The sequence below is a fragment of the Ruegeria sp. CDSB114 genome (assembly GCF_059611025.1).
The window spans coordinates 927,932-954,259 of the sequence record NZ_JBXWOT010000001.1 but is presented as its reverse complement, the minus strand read 5'-3'; the positions used below and the strand labels follow the sequence as shown (position 1 = coordinate 954,259).

The window sequence follows — 26,328 nt, the reverse complement described above, 5'->3', positions numbered from 1 at the left end:
TTCCGGCCCGAGTTCATTGTCATCGGGTCTCAATCTTCGCAAATTCAAGATCTGGATGCCTCATTTTAGCGTTTTGCTCCTCGACTATTGTCTCCATTCGAAACAAGGATGGAACCGGGTTTGCCCAGCGGTGGCAGCCGAAGCGGGAATGAAAAAGCAGCTTATGTGCACTTAAGTAGGGAGGCTGCACCTTAGATGGATTTTTAGCGTTATGAGGTTTCGAGTCTAGAAATGGTAGCATCCCGACTTGATCAAGTACCTAGCTTTGGTGTGATCAGCATCGCAAAGAGCCTTAAGAACCGATCTGGCGATGTAAGTGCGGCGCTGGCAGCAGCGAAACTGCCGGATGATCTGCTGCAGTCTCCTCCGGCCTCTGTAAGTGTTTCCAGCGAAGCTACGCTGCTGGATATCGGAATGCAGCAGACCAAAGATGTGCTGTTTGCAGCTCGTTGTGGAAGTGACTTTCAATCTCGAAGTACAACACTCACCAGTCACATCGTGCACAACTCCGCAACTCTGAAGGAAGCATTGTCTAATGCTGTACGCTTTGCGCGCCTGATGCGCCCGAATGCAAAGCTCGTTGAGAAGTCAGACCACCTTGGGCACATGCTCGAAATCGGAACGGTTTCTTCAGAAGTACCTTTTCTGTCTTCGCATGCGGAATTTGTTCTCGCAGCGCTCGTTGCGACCATGAACTCACTCTCAATAGTATCAGCAATAAAGGTAGTGCGCTTCTCCCACGAACGACCCACAGAAACTGCTACAGGGTTGGCTAGTTTGCTGGGACACAAATTGCAAATGTCTTGTTCATCAACTGGTATTCTATTCGACTACTCAGCGCTGGCTTCGCCGATCCCTCAAGCTGATGCAACGCTACTACCCCATCTTACAATGCATGCCGACAGGCTTTTGCAGGAGTTGCCCGCTGTTTCCGGGGTGGTCAGTTCGCAGGTTCAGGAATTGATCTATCAAAACCTCAGAAACAACACATTTACGATCGACGCCGCCGCGGTAGAGCTTGGAATGAGCGTAAGCACACTTAGTCGGCGCCTCCGACAAGAGAGCAGCAGCTTCGGTCAGTTGGCTGAGAAAATACGCGTGAAAGAGGCGGATCGCTACCTCTTGGAAACCGGTTTAAGCATTGCAGAGATTGCTCACCGGCTCGGATACTCGGATCACTCGACGTTTTCTACCGCTTACCGGCGCTGGACAAATCAAACACCACGTACAACAAGAGCAAAACTCAAAACAGGTTGATCCTACATTCGATGTTCAAAGCGAGATGTTCGTTTCGTATTGTAAGTCATTCAAGAATAATCAACATCCTGTTTGGTCTATCAGCTTGGTTCGTAGTTCAGAATCCTACTTGGGTCGCTCAACTCGGTGAGCCTTGCTTCTCCGAGCCTACCCGTGCTGACCAACCACGTAGCATTTCATCGGTCGCCGTGATCGGTGCCGGAACAATGGGGCGCGGCATTGCCATCGCCTTTCTGCAGGCGGGGTATCCGGTCACGCTTCTGGAATCCACACAAACTGCGCTGGAACAGGGGCTGGAAAAGGTCCGGGAGCATTTCCAGCGTGCTGCTCAAAAAGGGCGGCTCAGTGCCGATCGGGCAGAGGCAATCTCCGCCAACGCCACCGGGACGCTCAGCTATGCAGGCCTTGCGAAGGCTGACCTGATCATTGAAGCGGCGTTTGAAAGCATGAATGTCAAACGCCAGATTTTCGAAGCGTTAGACCTACACGCCAAACCTGGCGCAATACTGGCTTCAAACACATCGACGTTGGATCTTGATGAAATCGCCACGGTCACGTCCCGCCCGGAGGATGTGATTGGTCTCCATTTCTTTAGCCCGGCGAACGTCATGCGCTTGCTAGAGGTGGTGCGGGGCGCCAAGACCGCTCCCGATGTCATTGCAACGGCAATCACGGTCGCAAAGAAGATCCGAAAGCTCCCTGTCACGGTTGGCGTGTGCTACGGCTTTGTTGGAAACCGGATGCTGGAACCATACTTCCGCGAAGGATCCCGTCTGCTTCTAGAGGGGGCGACGCCGAAACAGGTGGATGACGTCCTTGAAGGCTTCGGCATGGCCATGGGCATTCACGCGATGGCGGATCTGGCTGGGGCCGATGTGGGCGCCCGCGTGCGTCAGGAGCGGCGAAGTGAAATCGCGCATGACCCCACATACCAGGCCGTGCAGGACATGTTGTTTGAACTGGGCCGACTGGGTCAGAAAACCGGGCGAGGAAGCTATGTCTACGAGGGGCGGACACGGGTCGAAGACCCAGAGATGGTTCAAATCAGTTCCGAGCTGGCGGACCTGCATGGCGTGAAGCGCAGGGACATCGACGATCAGGAAATCCTTGAGCGTTGTCTGTTCCCCCTGATCAACGAGGGCTTCTTGATCCTTGAAGAGGGAATTGCAACGCGCCCGGGTGATTGCGACCTGATCTGGGTCAATGGCTATGGCTTCCCAAACTGGCGCGGCGGCCCAATGCACTATGCTGACGAGATTGGATTAAGTCAGATTATGGAACGCATGACCCACTATCGGCAGTCGCTAGGTGCCTATGGTGAGATGTGGTTCACGCCTGCGCCTTTGCTGGAACAACTTGCAACCTCGGGCGTGACACTTGACGCACATTTTGATGCCAAAAAGGAAAAATCATGAGAGAAGCCGTTATCGTCTCAACCGCACGAACCCCCATTGGGGTTGCCTTCAAAGGTGCGCTGAACAACATCAAGTCCCCTACCATGATGGGGCACGCCATGCAGCACGCGGTTGAACGTGCAGGCGTGGACCCCGGTTTGATCGAAGATGTTGTCATCGGATCGGTCCTGACTGCGGGAACAGCAGGCATGAATGTCGCTCGTTTGTCGGCGCTGGCTGCGGGCCTTCCCAATACGGTGGCAGGACAGACGATCGACAGGCAATGCTCCTCCGGGTTGATGGCCATTGCGACGGCTGCAAAGCAGATCATCGTGGATGGTCAGAACGTTGCCGTGGCTGGCGGGCAGGAGAATATTTCCGCCCTGCAGAATGCCTATCTGAAATGGGCGGGCGATGAGAAAGATCCAAACGTTATCGCCCAATCTGAGCATGCCTACATGCCGATGCTGATGACGGCGGAAAATGTGGCGCGGACCTATGGGATCAGCCGCGACGTCCAGGATGAATACGCCGCACTTTCGCAAGGTCGGACCGCCCGGGCTCAGGCGGCTGGCGCGTTTGAAGATGAGATCGTCCCGATCACTGCGATTAAGCGGGTCAAGAACCGCGAAACCGGAGAGGAAAACCTGGACGAGGTGACCTTGTCAAAAGACGAAGGCAACCGGCCGGGCACGACGGCCGAAACTCTTGGCCAGTTGAACCCGGTTGTCGAAGGAGGCGTGATTACTGCCGGAAACGCAAGCCAACTCTCTGACGGGGCCTCGGCTTGTGTGCTCATGGAAGGCAAAGTGGCTGAGCAGCAGGGCCTCACACCGCTAGGTATCTATCGCGGCATGGCTGTTGCAGGAAACGCACCGGAAGAGATGGGGGTCGGCCCGATCTTTGCAATTCCAAAGCTGCTGAAGAATGCAGGTCTTCGCATCGAAGACATCGGCCTTTGGGAGCTTAACGAAGCCTTTGCCTGCCAGGTTCTCTATTGCCGCGACCATCTTGGGATTGATCCCGAAATCTACAACGTGAACGGCGGTGCGATATCGATTGGCCACCCCTACGGCATGACAGGTGCGAGACAAGTCGGGCACGCTCTGCTTGAGGGGAGGCGTCGTGGCGTAAAATACGTGGTGACCTCCATGTGTGTTGGCGGAGGCATGGGCGCCGCAGCACTGTTCGAAGTCGCCTGACCACACTGAAATGAGTTCAAGCAGAGCGTTATCTGGTTGAGACATTGACATTCTGTCATCTGCGAAAGCCGCCATCTGCAAGCCTGCATTTCATGTCGACCGGAATTGGTGATACCTCCTGAGGCGTTATGACCAATGTCGCGCCAACGATCCTTTCCACGGTTTCCAGCCAGTTTGTCGATGACTGGCTGGCGGCGCTGCGTGCCCTGTGCCCAGAGGCGCAGATGGTGTCGCTGCTGAGCCGGTCCGGTCTGAACGCGGATACGCGCTCGCCGAATGGTCGCGTCACGCTGGATCAGATCGTTTGCCTCTATCAACTTGCTGCAGTTGAGACCGGCGATGAGATGATGGGGCTTTGGAGCAGGCCCGTGCGACCGCGTGCCCTGCAACACCTTCTGACGACAGTGCGCGAAGCCACATCCTTGCCATCTGCACTTTACCGGTTTTCGACCTTCTGGAATTTGCTGCTGGATGACTATCAGTTTGATCTGGATGACACTGACAGCGCCCTCACACTGAGCCTGAACCCGCAAACAGATGCGCCTGTACAACGGTTTGGCCACATGCTGATCCTCAAACTTGCCCACGGGCTCATGTCTTGGCTGGCAGGGCATGAGGTTCCGGTTAAAGCCGTTGATTTCGCGTTTGATCGCCCGGACTTTAATCAGGATTACGCGATTATCTTTCCCGCACCCTTTCAGTTTGGCCAACCCGCCACTGCGATCTCCTTCTCCCCGAACGCTCTGGGCCCTGTGCAAGCGCGTAGCACATCTGATCTTGACCGGTTTTTGCAAAACGCGCCCCGGGACTGGATTTTCACCTCTTCGCGCGAGCACACCCAATCGCTGCGGGTGCGCACTTATCTGGGCCAAACGGGATGGGACGCGGCGACCCTGACCCAGACAGCATCCGCAATGCACATGACCCCGCGCACCCTGATCCGCAGGTTGCAAGCGGATGGGACCTCGTTTCAGGCGATCAAGGATGCCCTGCGGCGCGACATCGCGATCCGCGACCTGCAGGCGGGACGCAAAAGCGTCGAGGCCATCGCACATGATGTCGGCTTTTCCTCTGCTGCCAATTTTCACCGGGCCTTTCAACGCTGGACCGGCAGCACCCCCAGTTCGTATCGCAGGACGAATATCTGAGACGCACTTTTTGTCACTTTTGGACAATACCCTGTCACCACGCGAGATAGAGCGAAGAAGTTTCTCCTGCTAAATCTTGCGCAATACATGGCGTTCTCACCTGGTTCTCCTCTAGAAGCTTGACCCGCTGCCTGCTCAGCAGGTTCTGAAGTGTGGCGTCATGTGAAAATAGCCGCTCACAAAAGGACCGACCAATGTCAGACAAACTCGCCACCATACTCCAAGCCGCACGCGACCACGCCGAGCAGGTCATCCTGCCCAATGTGGACGCCTGGAACGCCGCGAAGACATGGCCCCGTGATGCGTCGGACAAAGCCGGGGCCGCTGGCCTGACGGGGCTCTACGCCCCCGAAGAGTTTGGCGGCCAAGGCTTGCCCCTTTCAGAGGGCATTCAGGTCTACGAACAACTGGGACTGGGCGATGGTGCCTATGCCTTTGCCCTGTCGATGCATAACATCTGCACCTTCGCGGGCTGCGGTTATGGCACAGATGCCTTCAAGGAAAAATGGGCACGGGACCTGACGTCTGGCCGCAAACTGGCGAACTTTGCACTGACTGAACCGCAATCCGGATCGGACGCAACAAACATGTATTCGCGGGCCATGATCAATGACGACGGCACATGGACGATCAGCGGTGCGAAGGCTTGGGTTAGCCTGGCGGGTGAGGCCGATATCTATTTCACCGTGGTCAAGACTAGCGACGCACCCGGCCACAAGGATATGGCGATGGTCGCCATTCCCGCCGACGCGCCGGGTCTCAGCTTTGGACCGCTCTATGATACCCCGTCCTACAACTTCCTGCCTCTGGCCGAGATGTACATGGACAAGGTCGTGGTGAGTGAAGACAACATCATCCTGCCGATCGGTCAGGGCCTGCAAGGCTCACTCATGGCGATCGATATCGCCCGCGTCTCAATCGCATCGGGTTGCTGTGGATTGATGCAGTCGGCCCTGGATACGGCGCTGTCCTATTCCAAGAACCGCAAGATGTTTGGTGGCAAGAATCTCGATCTGGACGGAATCCAATGGATGCTGGGCGAAGTTGCGACCGATCTTGAAGCCTCCAAGCTGCTTTATCGCAAAGCGGCGGAAGCCCTTGGCACGTCTGAGGGCCCACTGATGGCCGCCCATGCCAAGCGGTTTGTGCCAGATGCCGCAGTGAAGGCCGCAAATACCTGTACGCAAGTGTTGGGCGGCATGGGGCTGTTGCAGCCTTATGGTCTGGATCGTTTGTCCCGCCTCGCGCAAATGCTGCGGATTGTGGACGGGACAACTGAAATCAGCCGTGTAGTTATCGGGCGTGCCCTGCAAAAACGAGCGGCAACCTTGCCTGATCTGCCAGTACCGAAAGGATTTGATGAGACCGGCTGAACATTCCAACCCGCCGGAGAAACGGAATCGACCTGAAAATCTCCTCAGAGATCGGTAAAATTGAAAGACCAGCCGCGCATATGCGGCCGGTTACTCGATATTGCAAACCTTGGTGCAAACGCAGCGAATTCACCCTTTGTCCGCGAAGCAGACATCACCGTCTCCGCTTCAGGCGGCTTCAGCCCTCCATCGCCTCCAACTCGTCAATAAAGCCCGAGATCATCGACAGGCCTTTGTCCCAGAACTTGGGATCGCTAGCATCCAGACCGAACGGGGCCAGCAGCTCTTTGTGGTGTTTTGATCCACCGGCGCGCAGCATGTCGAAATACTTGTCCTCGAACCCGTCCGCGCCGCTTTCGTAGACGGAATAGAGCGCGTTCACGAGTCCATCACCAAAGGCATAGGCGTAGACGTAGAAGGGCGAGTGCACGAAATGTGGGATATAGGCCCAGAACGTCTCATACCCTTCCATGAATTCAAATGCGGGGCCGAGGCTTTCGGCCTGAACGCTCATCCACAGGGCGTTGATGTCGTCCGGGGTCAACTCGCCCTCGCGGCGTGCGGCGTGCAATTTGCATTCGAAGTCATAGAAGGCGATTTGGCGCACGACCGTGTTGATCATGTCCTCAACCTTGCCAGCCAGCAGAATCTTGCGCTGCTCAGGGGTTTCGGCCTTGTCCAGCATTTTGCGGAAGGTCAGCATTTCACCAAAAACCGAAGCGGTTTCGGCCAGCGTCAGCGGGGTGGATGACAGCATCTCGCCCTGATCGGCGGCCAGCACCTGATGAACGCCATGGCCCAGCTCATGCGCCAGGGTCATCACATCGCGCGGCTTACCCAGATAGTTCAGCATCACATAGGGGTGGACGTCAGTTACGGTGGGATGCGCAAAGGCGCCCGGCGCCTTGCCCGGTTTCACCGCGGCATCAATCCAACCCTTCGAGAAGAACGGCGCGGCGATCTCACCCATACGCGGATCAAAGGCCTCATAGGCATCCATCACGGTTTTCTCGGCGTCATCCCAGCCGACAATCTGCGTGTCTTCCATCGGCAGGGGTGCGTTGCGATCCCAGACCTGCATCACGTCCAGACCCAGCCATTTGCGTTTCAGCTCGTAATAGCGGTGGCTCAGCTTGGGGTAGGCGGCCACGACCGCCTCGCGCAGGGCCTCGACGACCTCGGGTTCGACGTCATTCGACAGATGGCGACCAGTCTGCGCGGTCGGCATATTACGCCAGCGGTCGACGATTTCCTTTTCCTTGGCCTGCGTGTTGTGAACGCGCGCGAAGGTCTTGACGTTGTCCTGAAACACGCGGGCCAATTCGCGAGAAGCCGCTTCGCGTTTGCTGCGGTCCTGCTCGGTCAGCAGGTTGAGCGTGCCTTCGATGTTCAACTCTTCTCCGTCAACATCAAAGGTCAAGCCCGCGATGGTCTCGTCGAACAGGCGTTCCCAGGCATCGCCAACAACACCCAGATCGTGCAGGAATTTTTCAAGCTCGTCAGATAGCTGATAGGGTTTCATCGCGCGGATGCGGCGAAATACGGGCTCGTAACGGGCCAGATCGGTGTTGGCGTCGAAATGCGCTTTTAGCGCGTCGTCGTCGAGGCGATTGATTTCCAGCGTGAAGAACACCAGCGGCGTGGTAAAGACAGTGATCTTTTCCTGCATGTCCGAGAGGAACTTGGCGCGCTCGGCGTCGGTTGTCAGCTGATAATAGCGCAGTCCGGCAAAGGACATGATACGCCCGGCGATCGAGTTGATCTTTTCGTTCCGCAACACGCAGGTCAGCAAACCCTGGGCATCAAGATCCGCCAAATTGCCTTCGTAATCTGCGGCAAAGGCGGCGCATTCGGTTTCCAACCAGTCCAGGTCACGCGCAAGCTCGGCCGCGTCTTCCGAAGCATAGAGATCCGTCAGATCCCATTCCGGCAGGTTGCCAAGATTATCGGCCCCGCCGACCGCGTTTGCGTCACGTACTGGAAAAGGAAGGTCGCGCATGGATCACCTCGAAAATCTGCTTTGGCAAACATCTAGGCGCGACCGACGAGGATCACAAGCGGACAGTCAAAGGGAAAGCGCCGGTTCCAGGGGTGATCCGTCTATGCAGCTTTGAAATGCGCGACGATTTGGTCAAATGCAGGGTCGCGCACCTCTGGCGGTTCCATCAGGACTTCGTGTTCACCGTCTGGAATTTCGATCAACGTGCTGTTCGGCCAGTTTGCCATGCGTGCGCGGATGGCCTTGCGGTCCACAATCTGCTCGTGGGAGCCAAGATATGTCAGGCATGGGATGGCTGGGGCAGTCTGCACCATCAACCAGTCGCATTCATCTAATGCCTCGCGCAGCCAGATCGTCGACGGTGCACCAAGGGACAGTTCGGGATACTTGGCCAGATGATCCTGCATCATTTTGTACATGGCAGGATCGCGCGTCAGGCTATTGCCTTCGAAAGGCTGTGTCAGAACATAGCTGTCCAGTGATGTGGTCGGGGGCGTCTTTTCGCCAAACCCCAGTCGTGGGGCCCAATTTGCGGTCAACCGGCTGATGGGTTTCATAAGGGGCGTAAAGAAAATCCCCCACATCGGACCGGTAAAAACACAGGTAGCAAAACAATCGTTTTCCAAAACTGCCCGCAATCCAATGGCACCGCCCATAGAGTGGCCGATAACATGCCAGGGCCTGGGCAGATCAAGCTTTGTGGCCAGCTCCAGCGACACATCTACGTCTTGCTGATAGTCAGTGAATTTATCGACATGGCCAACCCGAGGATCGTCAAGCAACCGGTCTGCCAATCCCTGACCCCGCCAGTCGATCACCAGCACGGCAAAGCCACGCTTGACGAATTCACTCGCCGCATCACCGTATTTTTCGATGTATTCAGTGCGACCGGGAAACAGCATGACAGTCCCGTTCGCTGTACCTTCGGGGCGCCAATGCGCCACGCGAATTCGGGTACCGTCGGCGGTGTTCAACCAATGAGCAACACCGCCAGCGGGGCCGCCAGCCACGTCTTCGAACAAAGGGGCCGACGGGTATTCCATCAGGCCAGGGCCGAGGCGAGTTTCATTGCCGCGCCCATGTCGCCGTCAATGCTCAGTTTTCCGGCCATGAAGGCGCTTGTCGGGTCCAGATCACCATTGAGAATTTGCTCGAACGTGTCCGCATCAGCGTTCAAAGTCACGTCCGTTTCTTCATCGCTGATGCGCGCGCCGCTTGCATCAACTACGATCGCGCCCAAATCCGCGATGGCAAATTTAGCCGATGCGTCGAAATCGCCGCCCGACAGTTTCTCATTCAGCACTGCTGCGGCTTTTTCCAATGAATCGCTCATGATCTTCCTCATTTTGTTAGTACGCCGTGAATGGACATCCTCGGTCGCAACGCTACACTGACACTTGTTATGAGCAATGCAATCAACAATCTCAAAGGTACCGTTGCGGCACTTTTTGTCCTAGTCATGTTTTCCTCCACTTGCCTTGCGCAGCAGGAGGATTCCCGCGACGAGGCCGAGTTGTTGCAGAACCTTGCACAGGCCACACCGGACCAGGCGACTGGAATCGACCGCCAGTTACGGGCGCTCTGGTCGCAATCGGGTTCGGCCTCGGCCGACCTGCTGCTGGAGCGTGGTCGCGAAGCACTGGATGATGGTGACACCTATGCCGCGATCGAGCATTTGACGGCCCTGACAGACCACGCGCCTGATTTCGCCGAAGGCTGGCACGCGCGGGCCTCTGCGTTTTTTGGGATCGAAAGGTTCGGGATGGCTGCCGCAGATCTGGAACATGCCCTGACGCTGAACCCGAACAACTATGAGGCCATCTACGGGCTTGGATTGATATTTGAGATTCTGGGTCAGCCCGAAAAGGCATTTGCGGCCTATTCCCATGCCTTGGCTATACATCCCCATTACGAAGAAGTAACCAATGCAGTGAATCGACTGAAAGCCCAGGTCGAGGGCTCGGCCCTCTGAGAACCGGGGGCAGGGGGCAAAGGTGAGCGGGTCATCCCGAATCGTGGCCGTACTTGGCCCGACCAATACAGGCAAAACCCATTACGCAATCGAACGTATGCTGGGGTACCGCACGGGGGTGATCGGCCTGCCGCTGCGCCTGCTTGCGCGCGAGGTATACGACAAAATCGTCGCCATTCGCGGACCGTCGGTAGTGGCACTGATCACCGGGGAAGAACGTATCTTACCGCCGCGTGCGAAATATTGGGTCTGTACGGTCGAGGCGATGCCCGAAGGCATGGGTGCCGATTTTGTGGCTATCGACGAAATCCAACTCTGCGCCGACCCGGAACGCGGCCACGTCTTCACCGACAGGTTGCTGCGCGCGCGCGGCACCAATGAAACCCTGTTTCTGGGATCCGATACCATGCGCGGCCCCATCGCGGCACTTGTGCCCGAAGCACAATTCGTCCGGCGAGAGCGGATGTCGCAACTGGTCTATGCCGGTTCCAAGAAAATCAGCCGCATGCCACCGCGCAGCGCCATCGTCGGGTTTTCGGTCGACAACGTCTATGCCATCGCCGAGCTGCTACGCCGTCAAAAGGGTGGGGCAGCTGTGGTCATGGGGGCGCTTAGCCCGCGTACACGGAATGCGCAGGTTGAGCTCTATCAGAATGGTGAGGTCGACTATTTGGTTGCCACCGATGCCATCGGGATGGGGTTGAACCTGGATGTGAACCATGTTGCGTTCTCGTCCCTGACCAAATTCGATGGCCGGCGGATGCGGCCCCTGGCCCCGAATGAACTTGCCCAAATTGCTGGCCGCGCAGGGCGCGGTATGTCCGATGGAACCTTCGGCGTGACCGGCGAGGCGCCGCCTCTGGACGACGGTGTCGCGCAGGCCATTATGGACAGCCGCTTTGCGCCGATGAAAAAACTGAACTGGCGGAATGCCGCCTTGCAGTTTGGTTCGATTGACGCTCTGATCCACACGCTCGAGATTAGCCCGGATAGCGAACACCTGATCAAAGCCCGTCCGGCAGATGATCTGAATGTGCTTAAATCCTTGTCGCAAGTTGCCGAAATTGCGGCCCGTGCCAGTGATCCGCAATCTGTTCGTTTGTTATGGGATGTTTGCCGAATCCCCGATTTTCGCGGCATCAGCCATGCCGAACATGCCAGCCTGCTCGAAGTTATATTTGGCCACCTGCATGAAGGTGGTTCGATCCCAGATGACTTTATGGCGCGGCAAATCCGCCGGATCGACCGAACAGATGGCGATATAGATGCACTGTCAAAAAGGTTGGCATATATTCGCACCTGGACTTACGTTGCGCAACGAAATGGTTGGGTGCGTGACGAATCCCATTGGCGTGATGAGACGCGCATTGTAGAAGACAGGCTGTCAGACGCTCTGCATGACCGTTTGACTCAGAGATTTGTGGACCGGCGCACATCCGTTTTGTTGCGCCGGCTCAAACAGAAGGAGGCCCTTTTGGCCGAAGTAAATGACAAGGGTGAAGTGACCGTCGAAGGTGAATTCGTCGGTCGTCTGGAAGGGTTCCGGTTCAGTCCGGACAAAAGCGCGCAAGGAGCCGAGGCGAAAGCCTTGAAATCGGCGTCCTTGCAAGCCCTCGCGCCGCAATTCCATCTGCGTGCCGATCGCTTCTATAATGCACCCGATACCGAAATTGATTTTACCGATCAGGGTGGCCTGATGTGGGGTGAATATGCCGTTGGCAAGCTGGTTGCCGGGGCAGAGCCTCTCAAGCCGCTGGTCGAGGTTTTTGTGGACGAGGCCGCGGGCCCCGATGTTGAACAGAAAGTTCAGCGTCGCCTGCAGCATTTCATCGACCGTAAAGTGGCCGCACTGTTCGAGCCGCTGCTGAACCTGTCGCGCGATGAAGAACTCAATGGGCTGGCCAGGGGCTTTGCCTTCCGCATGGTTGAGGCGCTGGGCGTATTGCCGCGCGCAGGTGTCGCGCAAGACGTCAAGGATCTGGATCAGGACGCCCGTGGCGCGCTGCGCAAACACGGTATCCGCTTTGGTCAGTTCACCATTTTCATGCCGCTGCTGCTGAAACCGGCCCCAACGCGCCTGCGTCTTGTTCTGTGGGCATTGGCAAATGGCCTGCAGGAATTTCCCGACGCGCCGCCTCCGGGTCTTGTTACTGTGCCCATCGCCAAGGGCGCACCTGACGGTTATGACACTATGTGTGGTTATCGCGATGCGGGCGAACGCTCGATCCGGATCGACATGCTGGAACGTCTGGCCGACATGTTGCGCGCTGAAGACAGCCGTGGTGGGTTCGAGGCCAAGCCTGACATGCTGTCGATCACCGGTATGACGCTGGAACAATTCGCTGACCTGATGCAGGGGCTGGGCTACAAGGCCGAACGCGCCGAGCGTGAAAAGGTTAAGCCCGCACCGGCAGAGCTACCTGCCGCAGAGGCCACGGAAGCAGCTGCCTCCGAGGAAGTACCCGCACCAGAGGGAACCCCCGAAGAGGTCGCCGCACCCACCGAGGCGTCAGCCGAGGCCACCGAAAGCACCGAGGCAGCAGCCGAGGTCGCCGCGCCGACAGCCGCAACAGATGAACCCGAAGTTGAGGTCTTTTATACCTTCACCTGGGGCCGTCAGCGTCAGGCCAACCAAGGCCCACGCCGCGAACAGCGACAGGGGCAGGGCAAAGGTAAGCCGCGCGGTAAGCCTCAGGATGGCCGGGGCAAGCCGCAGGGCAAGAAAGGTGGCAAGCCGCAGGGTGCCAAGACCTTCTCGTCTCGTCCGCCCAGGAAAGAAAAGCCCATTGATCCCGATAACCCGTTCGCGGCCGCGCTTATGGGTTTGAAGGAAGGCAACTAAAGCCTGATGACCGAGGCCCGGCTTCGGATCGATAAATGGCTGTGGCAGGCTCGGTTCTTCAAGACCCGAAGCCTGTCCGCCAAACAGGTCAGTGGCGGCCATGTCCGTGTCAACGGAAACCGGATCCTGAAACCGGCGCAGCCTGTGGCCCCCGGTGATGTTCTGACCTTCCCTCAGGGGCGGATTGTGCGCGTTGTGCGTATCGAAAAACTGGGTGATCGGCGTGGTCCGGCAACCGAGGCGCAGACACTATATACCGATTTGACCGAAAAGCAGGACACGCAGCCGCGAAATCCAGGGTTTGAGGGAAAAGGTCGTCCCACCAAGAAGGATCGGCGTCTACTTGATCTTTCTCGCAATCAAGATAGCTGAACATATCTTGAAGCTGACGCCATACTGATTTAGCTAGACGCCCAAACCGCAAACGGGAAACTCACCATGACCTATGTTGTCACTGAAAACTGCATCGCCTGCAAATACACCGACTGTGTCGAAGTGTGTCCGGTGGATTGTTTCTACGAAGGTGAGAATACACTGGTCATCCATCCCGATGAATGCATCGACTGCGGTGTTTGCGAACCGGAATGTCCCGCTGATGCGATCCGTCCGGATACTGAGCCGGGCATGGATCAATGGGTCGAGTTTAATCGTAAGTTCTCTGAGCAGTGGCCGGTGATCGTGACCAAGAAAGACCCGCTGCCCGACGCAGAAGAGCGTGATGGCGAAGAGGGTAAGATGGAGAAATACTTCTCTGAGGCCCCCGGCGAAGGCGGCTAAGCGATTCGCGCTCTGAACTTGTCAGTTCAGCAGTGGGATGGCGCCTTATCTATCTGTTTCTTAACATCTTTCTTTCATGTGGAAAGGGGCAGCCTTTCGAGTGTCTCAATTTTGTGATATACTCGGAAATTGAACGTTGATTGAGATGGGGATGACTCCGTAAGTATGCTCGCTTTGGAGTTCTGATTAGTTGAAAACACAGCAACCTGACCGGGCCGTACTGGCACGGGGTGGGTCGTTTTGTTGTCTGTCCCGCGCTCTCGTAACCAAGGAAGAACCTGTATGTCTAAGTCGAAGAAGCTTGAGTTTCGCCCCAACGACTATGTTGTTTACCCGGCCCATGGTGTCGGTCAGATCATTTCGATCGAAGAGCAGGAAGTTGCCGGATACTCGCTCGAGCTGTTCGTCATTTCCTTTGAGAAAGACAAAATGACCCTGCGCGTGCCGACCAACAAAGCGACCGAGTCTGGTCTGCGATCGCTCAGCTCGCCGGATGTCATCAGCCAGGCGATGAAAACGCTGAAGGGCAAGGCCAAGGTCAAGCGTGCCATGTGGTCCCGCCGGGCACAGGAATATGAACAAAAGATCAACTCGGGTGATCTGATCTCGATTGCCGAAGTTGTCCGCGATCTACACCGCACCGATGATCAGCGCGAACAGAGCTATTCCGAACGTCAGCTTTATGAAGCCGCGCTTGAGCGTCTGACCCGCGAAGTCGCGGCAGTATCCGGCGCAGGCGAAGTGTCTGCGGCAAGGCAGGTGGATGAGGTTCTGACCTCGCGCGCGGCAGCGGCGGCCTGAACCTGCTGAAATCAAAATTTTAGGGCCATCCCCGCAAGGAGGTGGCCTTTTTATATTGCAGTCACCAGATGAAATCGGGGCCACTAAACCTGCGTAGCTACGGCCATAAGAAACCCTATCTCGGCCAGTTGTTGAGTGGCGCCCAGTATATCACCGGTCTGACCCTCGATCTTGGCCTTGGCTAGCATCGCCATTGCCACCGCAGACAAAGCGGCAATCAGCGTAGGGAAAACCACCTGCAACCCGATCATTGGCAGAGTGAGCAGCAGCGCCATGGCCCCGCCGAGTATCACCGCGGTCGATCCGGGTGCGCCCACTGAATGGCTAAGGCCTGATTGGCGGGCATTTGGAAGGACGGACATAACAACAGGCATCATAGCCCGCGAAACGATGCATGCGGCCAATATGGTGGTAAAACCCGCATTCGAAAGGATCGCAGTAATCAACGACACGCGCAGCAATTGCGAAGAAATCAGGGCAAGGACGCCATAGGTGCCGATGTGGCTGTCCTTCATAATCTCTAGCCGCCGTTCAGGAGTGAAGCCGCCCCACAGCCCGTCGGCGGTATCTGCAAGCCCATCCTCGTGCATCGCGCCGGTGGCGATGGTCAGGACAAGAACGACAAGTATGGCACACGCTATCGACGGCAGCCCCATAGCCGTCGCCATCCATCCCACGGCACAGGCCAACAGGCCGACAACAAGCCCCGCCAATGGAAAGGCCCAAACGGCGCTGGCCTGACGCGAGAACACTCTGTCAGGCAGCCGCGGCACGGGCAAACGCGTCAACAGGACCAAAGCCAGCGGAATATCCCAGGCAGAAATGAGCTTGGTGTCGTTTTTTAGCACTCCTGCGCCTTTCAGGGTCTTGTCGGTTTGATCGCTTCGGTTAAACACGCAGGACCACTCTGATGCAACGAGGCTTTGGATGCTGCCCGAAATTAACAATCTGAATTCTTTCCGCGAAGCTGTCCGGCAAGCCTCCGGGCCCGATGATGCCGCTGCGCAAGGGGCGACTGACCGTAATGGGCAGCTGACCAAACCTCCGGGCGCGCTTGGTCGGTTGGAAGACCTGGCAATCTGGTATGCAGGCTGGCGCGGGGATGCCCGCCCGCAGATCACCTCGCCGCAGGTTATCGTGTTTGCCGGAAACCACGGTGTCACAGCACAGGGTGTTTCGGCCTTTCCGCCGGAAGTGACCGTGCAGATGGTGTTGAACTTTGAACATGGCGGGGCGGCCATCAACCAGCTGGCCGAGGCGGCTGGGGCAACGATGGATGTCCACGCGCTGGAGCTTGAACGACCGACCGCGGATTTCACATCAGGTCCAGCTATGTCAGAGGACGACCTGTTGCAGGCGCTGCGCACCGGGTGGACTGCGGTCAGACCAGACGCCGATCTTCTTGTTGTTGGTGAAATGGGTATCGGCAACACGACCCCCGCAGCGGCGATTGCTTGCGCCTTGTTCGGAGGTGAGGCGGGCGATTGGACTGGTCGCGGAACAGGTGTCGATGATGCGGGATTGGCAAACAAAACCCGTGTGGTGGCCGAAGGTGTTACGCTACATGGCGGTTCGGGCGATGGGCTAGAGATTCTGCGCCGTCTGGGCGGACGCGAGATCGCCGCTATGGCCGGAGCCATTGCCGCCGCACGCGCGCTGCACATTCCGGTTATTCTGGATGGCTTTATCTGCTCAGCGGCCGCCGCGTGCCTGTCTGACCTTTCAGAGCGCGCGCTGGATCACACGATCGCCGGGCACCAGAGCGCGGAAGGTGCGCATGGCGCTGTGTTGGCCAAGCTCGGAAAAGAGCCTTTGCTGAAGCTGGGGCTGCGACTGGGTGAGGGCTCTGGCGGGGCGCTGGCGATCAATATCCTCAAAAGCGCTGTTGCCTGTCATTCCGGCATGGCGACCTTTGCCGAAGCTGGCGTCTCGGACGGTTGATCCGCGCGGCCTGACCGTCAGTTGAAGGTCAGGCCGATTTTTTGTCGTTTTCTTCCGCCAATTCCAGCAGTTCGGTCTCAAGGTCTTTTTCCAGCTGCTGCGCGCGCTCGATGTATTTCTTGTTCTCGGCGGTGGGCAAGCCGGGAATCCACAGTTCGGCCAGTTCCCGAACCGACATGCGATCATGGTGGTAGAAAGTCTGTTCGGCCTGCGCTGCCTCGTATTCGCTGAGACCCACATTCTCGAGCACATATCGCCCGGCCCGTAATGAGCCATCGAATGTCTCGCGCACAATGTCGTTCGCGCCGGCTTGATACAGCTCGTACACATGGGTCCGATCCCGTGCCCGCGCGACGATGTGTAGGTCTGGGCGCTGGCGGCGCGCATAGCCGACAAGACGCGTCACCTTCTTGCGATCATCCATCGCAGCCACCAGAACAGATGCTTTTTCAAGGCCGGCCGCGCGCAACAGTTCCGGTCGGGTCGGATCCCCCAGGAACCCTTTTACGCCAAAGCGACGCATCAGCTGGATGGTTTCGATGTTATGGTCAAGAACGATGGTTTTGAACCCGCTTGCCTGCACCAGACGATTGACGATCTGACCAAATCGCCCGATCCCGGCGATGATGACCGGGCCTTTCTCGTCGATCTCATCCGGTTCGGGTGCCGGTGTGCCATCCCCCATCCGGCGCGAGAGAAGATCATAAATGATGAACAAAAGCGGCGTGATCAGCATGGTCAGCGCAATGATCATCAGAAGTTTTTGTGACAGATCCCCTGGAATCACATTCTGCTGGGTCGAAAACGCCAGCAGGACAAAGCCGAACTCACCCGCTTGCGCCAGCCCCAGTGTAAACAGCCAGTGATCGCGCCCGCGCAGTTTAAAGGCGCGGCCAACCAGGAACAGAATGATCCCTTTGACCAAGATTACCAACAGGGCCAGTCCGATCAGGTCGAAGGGGTCGTCAAAGAAATAGGCGACATCGATGCCTGCGCCAACGGTGATGAAAAACAGACCAAGGAAAAGGCCTTTGAACGGCTCTAGGTCGCTCTCCATTTCATGCCGGAACTCGGAACTGGCCAGCACCACACCTGCAAGAAACGCGCCCAGAGCGGGTGACAGGCCAACCAGCGTCATCAGGAAGGAAATGCCAACCACAATCATCAACGCCAGCGCCGTATACATCTCGCGGAGGCGGGTCGCATGAATAAAGCGGAACAAGGGCCTGGTCAGGTACACTCCGGCAAGAATGACGAAACCGATCGCGGCAATGGTGACAAGCGTTACCGCCCACCCTGGCAACCCCTCGACCAATGACAAGCTATGATGCGCCGCGCCGTGGTGCCCCGAGGATATGCGGTTGATAGATCCGTCATTTGCAATCTGGGGAATGGCAGGCAGAGCCAGCAGTGGAAGCAGTGCCAGGATTGGTATGACTGCGATGTCCTGAGTCAGCAGTACTGAAAAGGTCGCCCGTCCTCCATTCGTTTTCATCAAGCCCTTTTCCGACAGGGTCTGCAAAACAATCGCAGTTGATGACAGGGAAAGCGTCAACCCCACTGCCAGGGCTACGGACCACGGATGATTTGCATACATGGCGACACTGGCGATCACTGCGGTCGATAAAAGCACCTGGAGGCCGCCAAGCCCCAAAAGCCTGTCCCGCATATCCCAAAGAGCGCGCGGTTCCAGTTCAAGTCCGATCAGGAACAGCATCATGACTACGCCGAATTCAGCCACATGCTGCAGGTTTTCCGTTTCCGCACCCACCAATCCGAACAACGGCCCTATGACAAGGCCCGCGGCCAGATATCCCAGTACAGAGCCCAGTCCCAGACGCGCCGAAAGCGGCACGGCGATCACAGCCGCAGCCAGATAGATCGTCGCCTGGTAAAGGAAGTTGTCCATGATCGTCCTTTCAATGCGCTCAGGTGGGCAGGGGGGCGTCGCGTTTGAGCTGATCCATAACGATTTGGCTTTGTATCCGAGCCACTGCAGGATGTGGAAGGATTACCTGATGAAGCAAGCGATTAAGCGCGGATAGATCGTCGCAATAGACATGTAGTAAATAATCGGCCTCACCTGTCATTGTCCATGCGCTGGTGATTTCGGCGCGTGTTTCGACCATACGGGCAAAGCCTTCAGATTGCTCGGGGCCGTGCGTACTCAGATGAACCTGAACAAAACCCTGCACCTGCAACCCTAACTTTAGAGGATCGAGGCGTGCGACATAGCTGGTGATATACCCTTCAGCTTCCAGCCGTTGGCGCCGGCGACCAGCCTGACTGGGCGACAGGTTCAACATCTCTCCAAGTTGATGTGCTGTTAGGTGGGCGTTTTTCTGCAGCGCTGACAGCAGGCGCGTATCAGTGGAATCAAGCATATGCGGAAAAACTCCGTGATTGGCCAATCTTATGCGCAAATTACGCGCGCCCTTTTAAGTTATTGAAAAACTATGCGCGAAAAAAGTGCCGATTAAGACGTATTTTGAAATCAGCAAATAAATTCCTGTATTAACGGAGACGCGCCATGGGTCCTTTCCCTCACAACGCCCCGAAATCAATCATATCGGATGAAAACCCCGCCGGAACCGATGGGTTCGAGTTTGTCGAGTTCGCACATCCCGAGCCGCAAGAGCTGCGCGATCTGTTCGCAAAGATGGGATTCGCGCTGGTAGGTCACCACAAGGACGAGCCTGCGATTGAGTTGTGGCAACAGGGTGATGTGACTTACATCCTGAATGCAGATCCCGACAGCTATTCTGCCCGGTTCGTGGGCGAGCATGGCCCTTGTGCTCCGGCGATGGGATGGCGCGTCGTGGATGCGCAGAAAGCCTATGAGCACGCTGTAGCGAAAGGGGCTGAACCTTATGACGCGGCAGACAAGACACTGAATGTGCCTGCAATCAAGGGGATTGGCGGATCGTTGATCTATTTCATTGATCAATATTACGAAACATCGCCCTATAATCAGGAATTCACATGGACCGAACAGTCCAAGCCCCGGGGGGATGGGTTCTATTATCTCGATCACCTGACCCACAATGTTTACAAGGGCAATATGGACAAGTGGTTCAAGTTCTATGGTGATTTGTTCAACTTCCGTGAAATCCGTTTTTTTGACATTCAGGGCAAATTCACCGGTCTTTTTAGCCGCGCGCTGACGTCTCCATGCGGGCGTATCCGCATTCCGATCAACGAAGATCGCGGCGAAACCGGGCAGATCGTTTCCTACTTGAAGAAATACAAGGGCGAGGGCATCCAGCATATCGCTGTGGGCAGCGAGGATATCTATGCCTCGACCGATGCGATTGCCGAAAAGGGGCTGAAGTTCATGCCCGGCCCGAACGAAGCCTATTATGAGTTGTCTAAAACCCGCGTGGTCGATCATGAAGAGCCGTTGGACCGGATGATGAAGCACGGTATTCTGATTGATGGAGAGGGCGTTCTGGACGGTGGTGAGACCCGGATTCTGCTGCAAATCTTCTCGAAAACGGTCATCGGACCGATTTTCTTCGAGTTCATTCAGCGCAAAGGCGACGATGGGTTTGGCGAGGGTAACTTTAAGGCGCTGTTCGAATCCATCGAGCGAGAGCAGATTGAAAGTGGAGAAATTTCAGCAGCTTGATGCAAGAAGGTAATCCTGCGTGGTGACCCGCGCAGGCCGCCTCTTAACCACGTGGCATCTTGAGAACTACGTTTCGCCCGCGTTTCTGATAGCGCAATTCATTGTCGCTGATAGCAATGACATTGCCGCCGTCAAGCCTGTCCCCGATCTTGAGCTTTTTGTACCTGCCGCTGGGCAGCCGAACCAATGCGCGGCGATTGGTTGGGCTGCCGTAAACCCCGATCAGGTTCAGTTTCCGCAGGTTGATTGCATTGTCGATTGTGGCCTGCCGTGCAACCGAAGCCGAGGATGGGATTTTGGGCGCTGTGGTTTTGGGCTGGAACGTTCCGACCTCATTGTTGAGCTGTTCAATTCCAGCTGCCGAACCCAAAGTCGCAGTACCTGCACTGGCCTGCCGGGTCAGTCCGGCCGGTCGGAGTTTGGGGCGCGGCACCCTCATTTCCGCAAGGGGCTCAGTCGATTCCGGGGGCGGCGGGGCACGCAACAGGGATTCCGGGCGCGGTTTCGGGCGAATTCCAGACAATTCCTTCAATGTACGCCCTTGAAGCCGCTGCCGTTCAAAATTTTCGGCCAGGTTCTCGGGCCTTGGTTTCGGTCGCAATGTCGCCAGCCTGTTGTCGACCACTTCCTCAACAGGTGCCTTTTCCAGCCGGACCAAAGCCGATGGAGGGGGAGTTTTAGAAGGTGTTCCCAAATAGACAACCACTCCGTCCGGGTTCAAGACGCCTTCTTTGGTTGGTATTACCAGCCCGCGCTCATCAAGGTTGAACCTAGCCCCGGCAGCGGTTGAAAGTGGTTCGAAATCAAATGGCAGGTCGGTGTCGTATGTGTGTACTGGCGGCAATGCGATTGCATCACGCGACAGATTCGAGTCGTCTTTGGATGCCAGATACAGCTCAATTTGCGGATCCTGCGCTGGCGCTATCAAAAGGCCCGGTGACGTGATTTCGATCTCCGGCTGTGTCGGAACTAACTGAGGTTCAGGCTCAAGCTCGATTTCGTCTACCAACGCGGGCGCAACGTTCAGCGCCTCAAGAATGGCCTGGTCGGTTGCAGACAGCTCGGGCTCTGATTCAGAGGTCGGTGCCATTTCTGGCTCTGCGGTCTCAGGCACTGTGACTTCGGCCTGTGCTGCGGGTGTCTCTGCAGGCTCGACAGGTCCAGAACTCGGTTCGGGTTGGGATATTGTTTCGTCCAGCAGGGCCAGTTCTGAATCGGCAGGGGCAGGGCTGTCTTCTCCGAAAAGGCTCCATATGCCACCGGCCACCAACATCAAAGCCACCGCCGCTGCAATTCGCACTGATGGCAGAGAGGCCCAGTTAGGTGCGGCCACTTTTTGGACAGGCCAAAAGCTGGTCGGAGCGGTAGAATCGGCGATCGCGTGAACAACCGGACTATCCTGCGCGGGGTCTGTGGCGATCACTTTGGGCGCGTTTGTCGTCGCAGGCGCGTCCCCAAGCGGGAAAAACGGTTCGGTCGGAAAGTCATCCGTTTCATATGCAGCGCTGAACGCGACCGGAACGAATCCGTATCCCAGCACAAACCCCCGAGCTTCCTCCAGTGTATCGCGTGGAACGACGGCGACGCATGTGGTCGCCCCGTCATCTGCCGTGACATATACCAGCTCTGTCAGGTCATAAGGGGTGGCATCGGATACAGCGTTTTGCACAGCCTGTTCGGTGTCTTCGAAGGATGATCCGGCGGTATCGAATTTGATGAATTTGACCTGATCCCTTGGGATGACGACCTTGCAACTCAGGTCATTTTCAAGCGCAAACCCCTTGTCCCGAAGCACTTTCAACTGCTCTTCCAAGTTGGAGGCATCCAACGACACCTCACCTATGGCGAACCAGTCGCCATCGGAATTGTGATGCAAAGAAATTCCGGTTGTAGAAATGGACAGCGCAAAAGCGGGTTTCATAATCCGGAAGAACCATAATTGTCAGTTGCAATGCAAACGATGCCTCGTCCGCAGACCGACATTAAAGCAGGATCTCGCCGAGGGAAAGAAAAAGCCTGCGTCTCCTCTTGCCCCGTGACCCGGTGCAGCCCCATGTTGAAATCAGGATAATTGGAGGGAAGATATTGAAGAAAATCGCTTTTCTGGCCGCTGTGCTGGCCATGACGTCGGTAGGGATGGCAACTGCGGAAGAACGTCGCATCATTGTTGATGCGGTAGGCATGGTGCATGCGGCCCCGGATATGGCCACCATTACCCTGGGTGTAACAAACGAAGATGCACAGGCATCAAATGCGATGCAGGCGACTTCGGACGCGGTGACCAAAATTCTGACTCGACTGGATGAGATGGGGATCGAAACCCGTGATGTGCAAACACGTGATCTGTCTTTGTCGCCGGTATGGTCTGGGCGGAACAGTTCTAGCGGAGAGCGGCCCGAGATTTCCGGCTTTGTCGCATCCAACAGCGTCGTGGTGCGTGTTCGCGATCTGTCGCAGTTGGGTACCATCATGGATGCGGTCATTGACGACGGGGCCAACAATTTCGGCGGGCTGAGTTTCGGAATTCAGGATTCTGCACCGCTCGAGGCACAGGCGCGGGCCAAAGCTGTCGGTGAGGCGCGGGCAAAGGCCAACCAACTGGCACAGGCGGCCGAAGTCACGCTGGGTCCGGTTCAGATGATCCGCGAACAGGCCGGAGGGTTCAATCCCATGCCTCAAATGCGTGCAATGAACATGGCGGCTGAGGGCGGCGTTCCGGTTTCCGGGGGCGAAATTTCGGTCTCGGTCAACGTGTCGATGGAATTTCTGATTTCCGACTAGGATGTGTCGCTGGTTCGGGCCATCAGGGATTGCCGCTGCTGGCCCGACTGATCAAAATTATCTGGTGAAAGCCAGGCATTGAAAGCAGAGCGGATGCGCGGCCATTCTGTATCGAGGATCGAGTACCAGGCCGTATCGCGGTTGCGCCCCTTATAATGGGTGGCCTGCCGAAAGATGCCCTCGAAGGTAAAGCCCAGCCTTTGGGCCGCGCTGCAGGACGGGGCATTCAGCGCGTCACATTTCCATTCATAACGGCGATATCCCAGTTCATCGAACACGCGGCGCATCATCAGGTACATCGTCTCGGTGGATTTCGGGCTGCGTTGCAATAGCGGTGAGAAATGGATGTGCCCAACCTCGACCACACCGGCCGCAGGTTCTATCCGCAGGAACGAGGCCATGCCAATCGGGGTGCCATCACCGTCTAGCACTGTGTGGAACATGGGATCGGCATCCATACAGGACGCGCGGGTCCAGGCGGCGAAATCTTCTTCGCTGTCGAATGGGCCATAGGGCAGATAAGTCCAGTTCCGCCCATCAGTGTCATTGGCAAACGCCCGGTGCAGACCGGGCGCATGCCTGTTCACATCAAGGGGCACGACCGAGCAATAGCGGCCTTCCATCGGCGTATATGGCGGCGTCGGGCGCGGAAAACTGCCCGAAACCGGCCGGCCGACGGGTTGGCCAAGATCGTTGGTATCGTGCCCAGCCATTTGTCAGGCCGTCGCCTTGGCCAGCGCCTGATCCAGATCGGCAATCAGATCGTTGGCGTCTTCGATGCCAATGGAAACCCGAACAACGCCGGGACCGGCGCCTGCGGCCTCTTGCTGTTCCGGGGTCAGCTGACGGTGGGTGGTCGAGGCCGAATGAATGATCAGCGACCGCGCATCGCCCAGGTTGGCCACATGGCTGAAGATCTCCAGCGCGTTCACCAGTTTGACACAGGCGTCATAGCCGCCTTTGACCGCAAACGTGAATAGCGCACCGGCCCCTTTGGGGTAATGCGTCTTGACCCTGTCGTGATAGGGCGAGGACGGCAAGCCCGCATAGGTCACATATTCCACGCGGTCATCGGCCTCTAGCCAGGCTGCGATCTTTTGCGCGTTCTCTACATGACGCTCCATTCGCAAAGACAGGGTCTCGATCCCCATCAGCGTGTAATGCGCCGCCTGTGGGTTCATCGTCATGCCCAGATCACGCAGGCCGATGGCGATGCCGTGGAATGTGAAGGCCAGCGGACCGAATGTCTCGTGGAATTTCAGCCCGTGATAGGCCGGTTCCGGCTGGCTGAGCGAGGAAAATTTGTCATTCGCGGACCAGTCGAACTTGCCCGAATCCACGATACAGCCGCCGGTGACAGTGCCGTTGCCGGTCAGGTATTTGGTGGTTGAATGCACAACCAGCGTCGCGCCGTGCTCAATCGGGCGGCACAGATAGGGTGTGGCCGAGGTGTTGTCGACGATCAGCGGAATGCCGGCGCCATCCGTCACATCCGCCAGTGCGCGGATATCGGTGACATAGCCGCCCGGGTTGGCGATGGATTCGCAGAACACCGCTCGTGTATTTTCGTCGATCGCGTCCTTCACAGCATCCAGATCGTCAGTATCCACAAACTTGGCAGACCAGCCGAACCGTTTGATCGTCTGGCTAAACTGAGTGATCGTGCCGCCATACAGCCGGGTCGAGGCCACCACGTTGCAGCCAGGTCCCATCAGCGGGAACAGTGCCATGATTTGGGCGGCATGACCGGACGAGCAGCAAACTGCTCCAACGCCACCCTCAAGCGTTGCCACGCGTTCTTGCAGAACCGCCACGGTGGGATTGGTCAGGCGGGAATAGATAAAGCCGACTTCCTGCAGGTTGAACAGAGCCGCCGCGTGGTCTGCATCGCGAAACACATATGCCGTTGTTTGATAAATCGGCGTCTGACGCGCACCTGTTGCCGGGTCAGGGCGTGCGCCTGCGTGAATTTGAAGCGTGTCGAAACCGTAGGTGGGGCCGTCAGACATGGTGAAAATCTCCTGTTGGGCTATGTGTTGCAGAATCTCTAGGCGATTGGACGCGTGCGCACAACATTGCTGTCAGCGCATCCATAGACCTTTGCTTTTGATCTTGTTGCGAATGACCTGCTCGCGCTGAGGCAGGTTTTCGCGATCGAACATCTCGCGTATTTTGTGCCCTTTGCGCTGGAGCACCAGTTTCTTTATTGGGTCATAGCCCTTGAGCACTTTCTTGAACTTGTTGGGCGCAACCACGGTTTCCAGAACCTCGATCACATGGTCGCTTTCGCGGGCATACAGCAGAGGAAACAGACGGTAGTGGCACGTGACCGACCCGTCCAGCAGGCCAGTGGGCAGTGCGTCGCGGCCGCCGCCAAGGGCATGGATAATCAGCGGTAATGCGACCTGATCCAGCCATGGGTCCAGTGTTTGGCCCGCGAGTTCCGGGATATCCTCATCCCGGATGGTACAGGCATATTCCAGGAACCGTTCGCCGAACTGGCGTGGGCATCTGTAAAAGAAATAACCCGCATTGAAATACAGGTAGCGCCGCCAGTATTCGGCTGGTTGGGCCTTGTCCAATGAGCTGTCGAAATCCAGTTCGAACCGCTCATACAGGGCGCGCCAGATACCGTCATACCCCGGACCATACAGGGTCGGGCGCGGCCATGTTCCCTCGACTTTCAGCGAGGCACCGGGGCGGTCAAAATCGAAGGGCACACTATTCAGGTCTCCGGTGACAAGCGTATCGCTGTCGAAAAAGACAAACGGTTCCCCCTCGGGCAGGGCCAAGAGCGCCTCGATCTTGTTTCCATAGGGATAGCTTCCACCGAAAGCCCGGTTTTCAAACGGTAGAATTTCGGCCCCAAGCTGATGTAGCGCTTTCAGGACATCCTCATCCTGAATGCTGGGATCCTGTGACCATCGGGCCCCCGGTTGAGGAACGGCTACAAACAGGCGGCCAGCGAAATCGGGACAGCTGTGTCGTAACGAGGCTGCAAACAGCAGTGCCTCGTATTGCAGCCGATTGTTTTGGCCGATGACCACGATATTGAATTTATTGTTGGCGGTCTGCATCGGGCGTCTCTCGGGTTCGTGGCGTTGGGCCAGCACTGCTCGAATTTTGGTTGGGCGTACACTAGGTAGAGACGTGGCACAAAACCAGATGTGATCATAGATCATACATCTGAATTTTGAATTCAGGACTTGCGCA

General features: G+C 56.9%; 23 protein-coding genes. 13 read left to right on the top strand and 10 right to left on the bottom strand.

The genetic code is table 11. The annotated features are described in order from the left end of the window. Positions 1-231 precede the first annotated feature (231 nt). From AC2FIP_RS04720 to AC2FIP_RS04700, 5 genes are all read left to right on the top strand, one after another. A complete protein-coding gene (locus AC2FIP_RS04720; protein WP_496785346.1) occupies positions 232-1,257 on the top strand; it encodes an AraC family transcriptional regulator in 1,026 nt (341 codons plus the stop codon). 11 nt (positions 1,258-1,268) lie between these two features. Beyond that, positions 1,269-2,672: a 3-hydroxyacyl-CoA dehydrogenase gene (locus AC2FIP_RS04715; RefSeq protein ID WP_496785345.1), complete on the top strand. Its 1,404-nt coding sequence runs from the start codon at positions 1,269-1,271 to the stop codon at positions 2,670-2,672. After that, a complete protein-coding gene (locus AC2FIP_RS04710) occupies positions 2,669-3,853 on the top strand; it encodes an acetyl-CoA C-acyltransferase (protein WP_496785344.1) in 1,185 nt (394 codons plus the stop codon). The genes AC2FIP_RS04715 and AC2FIP_RS04710 overlap by 4 nt, the downstream gene beginning before the upstream one ends. Before the next feature lie 128 nt (positions 3,854-3,981). After that, the gene (locus AC2FIP_RS04705) at positions 3,982-5,001 is read left to right on the top strand and encodes an AraC family transcriptional regulator (RefSeq protein ID WP_496785342.1); all 1,020 of its coding nucleotides are present in this window, start codon (positions 3,982-3,984) and stop codon (positions 4,999-5,001) included. Between the two features lie 194 nt (positions 5,002-5,195). Next, entirely contained in the window at positions 5,196-6,374 is a 1,179-nt protein-coding gene (locus AC2FIP_RS04700) for an acyl-CoA dehydrogenase family protein (protein ID WP_496785341.1), read from the top strand. Positions 6,375-6,552: 178 nt separating this feature from the next. Here AC2FIP_RS04700 and AC2FIP_RS04695 read toward each other — a convergent pair whose 3' ends face one another. The 3 genes from AC2FIP_RS04695 to AC2FIP_RS04685 all read right to left on the bottom strand — a co-directional run bounded on the left by AC2FIP_RS04695 (position 6,553) and on the right by AC2FIP_RS04685 (position 9,706). After that, complete coding sequence (locus AC2FIP_RS04695; RefSeq protein ID WP_281994761.1) at positions 6,553-8,373, bottom strand: M3 family oligoendopeptidase; 1,821 nt, start codon at positions 8,371-8,373, stop codon at positions 6,553-6,555. Between the two features lie 101 nt (positions 8,374-8,474). Continuing rightward, positions 8,475-9,416, bottom strand: a complete 942-nt coding sequence (locus tag AC2FIP_RS04690) for an alpha/beta fold hydrolase (RefSeq protein ID WP_496785339.1) — start codon at positions 9,414-9,416, stop codon at positions 8,475-8,477. Continuing rightward, positions 9,416-9,706 (bottom strand): SCP2 sterol-binding domain-containing protein, encoded by a 291-nt coding sequence (locus AC2FIP_RS04685; protein WP_142634424.1) that lies wholly within the window; start codon positions 9,704-9,706, stop codon positions 9,416-9,418. The genes AC2FIP_RS04690 and AC2FIP_RS04685 overlap by 1 nt, the downstream gene beginning before the upstream one ends. Positions 9,707-9,775: 69 nt before the next feature. Here AC2FIP_RS04685 and AC2FIP_RS04680 point away from each other — a divergent pair, with 69 nt between their 5' ends. The 5 genes from AC2FIP_RS04680 to AC2FIP_RS04660 all read left to right on the top strand — a co-directional run bounded on the left by AC2FIP_RS04680 (position 9,776) and on the right by AC2FIP_RS04660 (position 14,765). Beyond that, complete coding sequence (locus AC2FIP_RS04680) at positions 9,776-10,345, top strand: tetratricopeptide repeat protein (protein WP_416383904.1); 570 nt, start codon at positions 9,776-9,778, stop codon at positions 10,343-10,345. Between the two features lie 22 nt (positions 10,346-10,367). Further along, positions 10,368-13,187: a helicase-related protein gene (locus AC2FIP_RS04675; protein WP_496785337.1), complete on the top strand. Its 2,820-nt coding sequence runs from the start codon at positions 10,368-10,370 to the stop codon at positions 13,185-13,187. Positions 13,188-13,193: 6 nt separating this feature from the next. Next, a complete protein-coding gene (locus tag AC2FIP_RS04670) occupies positions 13,194-13,559 on the top strand; it encodes an RNA-binding S4 domain-containing protein (RefSeq protein ID WP_271946509.1) in 366 nt (121 codons plus the stop codon). Positions 13,560-13,625: 66 nt separating this feature from the next. Next, the gene (gene fdxA / locus AC2FIP_RS04665; RefSeq protein WP_085821728.1) at positions 13,626-13,964 is read left to right on the top strand and encodes a ferredoxin FdxA; all 339 of its coding nucleotides are present in this window, start codon (positions 13,626-13,628) and stop codon (positions 13,962-13,964) included. 282 nt (positions 13,965-14,246) lie between these two features. Further along, a complete protein-coding gene (locus tag AC2FIP_RS04660) occupies positions 14,247-14,765 on the top strand; it encodes a CarD family transcriptional regulator (protein ID WP_142634416.1) in 519 nt (172 codons plus the stop codon). Positions 14,766-14,848: 83 nt separating this feature from the next. Here AC2FIP_RS04660 and cobS read toward each other — a convergent pair whose 3' ends face one another. Then, positions 14,849-15,661, bottom strand: coding sequence for an adenosylcobinamide-GDP ribazoletransferase (cobS, locus tag AC2FIP_RS04655; RefSeq protein ID WP_496785336.1), 813 nt, complete (start codon positions 15,659-15,661; stop codon positions 14,849-14,851). 31 nt (positions 15,662-15,692) lie between these two features. Between cobS and cobT the strand changes: the two genes are divergently transcribed. Continuing rightward, the gene (gene cobT, locus AC2FIP_RS04650; protein WP_496785333.1) at positions 15,693-16,706 is read left to right on the top strand and encodes a nicotinate-nucleotide--dimethylbenzimidazole phosphoribosyltransferase; all 1,014 of its coding nucleotides are present in this window, start codon (positions 15,693-15,695) and stop codon (positions 16,704-16,706) included. A gap of 28 nt (positions 16,707-16,734) precedes the next feature. On the opposite strand, the gene AC2FIP_RS04645 is transcribed toward cobT, so the two are convergent. Together AC2FIP_RS04645 and AC2FIP_RS04640 are read right to left on the bottom strand one after the other, a co-directional pair. Beyond that, positions 16,735-18,615, bottom strand: a complete 1,881-nt coding sequence (locus AC2FIP_RS04645) for a monovalent cation:proton antiporter-2 (CPA2) family protein (protein WP_496785331.1) — start codon at positions 18,613-18,615, stop codon at positions 16,735-16,737. A 19-nt stretch (positions 18,616-18,634) separates the two neighbouring features. After that, on the bottom strand, positions 18,635-19,090 hold the full coding sequence (locus tag AC2FIP_RS04640) for an Lrp/AsnC family transcriptional regulator (protein WP_142634408.1): 456 nt from the start codon (positions 19,088-19,090) through the stop codon (positions 18,635-18,637). A gap of 146 nt (positions 19,091-19,236) precedes the next feature. On the opposite strand from AC2FIP_RS04640, the gene hppD reads away from it, so the two are divergent. Continuing rightward, complete coding sequence (gene hppD, locus AC2FIP_RS04635; RefSeq protein WP_496785330.1) at positions 19,237-20,334, top strand: 4-hydroxyphenylpyruvate dioxygenase; 1,098 nt, start codon at positions 19,237-19,239, stop codon at positions 20,332-20,334. A gap of 43 nt (positions 20,335-20,377) precedes the next feature. Here hppD and AC2FIP_RS04630 read toward each other — a convergent pair whose 3' ends face one another. Next, positions 20,378-22,255, bottom strand: coding sequence for a hypothetical protein (locus AC2FIP_RS04630; RefSeq protein WP_496785328.1), 1,878 nt, complete (start codon positions 22,253-22,255; stop codon positions 20,378-20,380). Positions 22,256-22,419: 164 nt separating this feature from the next. Between AC2FIP_RS04630 and AC2FIP_RS04625 the strand changes: the two genes are divergently transcribed. Beyond that, entirely contained in the window at positions 22,420-23,115 is a 696-nt protein-coding gene (locus AC2FIP_RS04625; protein ID WP_496785327.1) for an SIMPL domain-containing protein, read from the top strand. Here AC2FIP_RS04625 and AC2FIP_RS04620 read toward each other — a convergent pair. The 3 genes from AC2FIP_RS04620 to AC2FIP_RS04610 form a co-directional block, all read right to left on the bottom strand. Then, positions 23,112-23,828: a GNAT family N-acetyltransferase gene (locus tag AC2FIP_RS04620; protein WP_496785326.1), complete on the bottom strand. Its 717-nt coding sequence runs from the start codon at positions 23,826-23,828 to the stop codon at positions 23,112-23,114. The genes AC2FIP_RS04625 and AC2FIP_RS04620 overlap by 4 nt on opposite strands. A 3-nt stretch (positions 23,829-23,831) precedes the next feature. Next, positions 23,832-25,124, bottom strand: a complete 1,293-nt coding sequence (locus tag AC2FIP_RS04615; RefSeq protein WP_271946534.1) for an O-acetylhomoserine aminocarboxypropyltransferase/cysteine synthase family protein — start codon at positions 25,122-25,124, stop codon at positions 23,832-23,834. A 72-nt stretch (positions 25,125-25,196) separates the two neighbouring features. Continuing rightward, entirely contained in the window at positions 25,197-26,192 is a 996-nt protein-coding gene (locus AC2FIP_RS04610) for a GT-B fold glycosyltransferase domain-containing protein (RefSeq protein WP_496690721.1), read from the bottom strand. Positions 26,193-26,328 lie beyond the last annotated feature (136 nt).